This window comes from Enterobacter sp. SECR19-1250 (assembly GCF_013391025.1).
Taxonomy (GTDB): domain Bacteria; phylum Pseudomonadota; class Gammaproteobacteria; order Enterobacterales; family Enterobacteriaceae; genus Enterobacter; species Enterobacter cloacae.
This window is the reverse complement of sequence record NZ_JACASJ010000288.1, coordinates 1-894: the sequence shown is the minus strand read 5'-3', so window position 1 is coordinate 894 and position 894 is coordinate 1. Positions and strand designations below refer to the sequence as shown.

Genomic DNA, 894 nt, shown 5'->3' with positions numbered 1-894 from the left:
AGATTTCGTGCGAACGACCCTGTAGCTGGCTGGATTTTCAGGCAATACGCACGCTTTCAGGCATACCTGCTTTCGTCATTTTGTTCAGCGCTCGCACCAGGGCCATAGCCTCCGCAACCTGACCATCGTAGTCACGCAGCGTCAGTGAACCTCCCAACAACTGCTTCATTCTGTACATTGCCGTTTCCGCTATCGAGCGACGGTTATATTCCGTTGTCCATTTCCACCGTGCATTGCTTCCGCTCAGCCGCTGATTAGCCACTGCACGGTTGCGGTCTGCGTACTCACCGGGCCAGTAACCCGCACCTTTTCGGGGAGGAATAAGCGCGCTGATTTTTTTGCGGCGCAGTTCATCGTGACAGAGCCGGGTATCGTAAGCGCCGTCTGCCGATGCTGCCCTGATTTTTCTGTGAGTCTGCCGGATAAGACCCGGGAAGGCTTCTGAGTCCGTCACGTTATTCAGCGACAGGTCTGCACAGACAACTTCATGTGTGTTGCTGTCAACAGCAAGATGCAACTTTCGCCAGATACGACGGCGCTCTTTGCCGTGCTTTCTGACTTTCCATTCGCCTTCACCAAAGACCTTCAGCCCGGTGGAATCAATCACCAGGTGTGCGATTTCACCCCGGGTGGACGTTTTGAAACTGACATTAACCGACTTTGCCCGCTTACTGACACTGGTGTAATCCGGGCAGCGCAACGGAACGTTCATCAGGGCAAAAATGGAATCAATAAAACCCTGCGCAGCCCGCAGGGTCAGCCGGAATACGCGTTTAATCACCAGAACGGTGGTGATGGCGAGATCAGAATAGCGCTGGGGCCTTCCTCGTGATGAAGGCGTTGCCGACTCATACCAGGCCTGAATCGCCTCATCATCCAGCCAGAAAGTGAGGG

1 protein-coding gene is annotated in these 894 nt (G+C 54.4%); it reads right to left on the bottom strand.

Features of this window, described 5'->3' with window-relative positions; genetic code table 11:
- Positions 1-37: 37 nt before the first annotated feature.
- A partial coding sequence (locus HX884_RS26650) for an IS5 family transposase (protein ID WP_178329051.1) occupies positions 38-894 on the bottom strand: 857 nt, incomplete at its 5' end.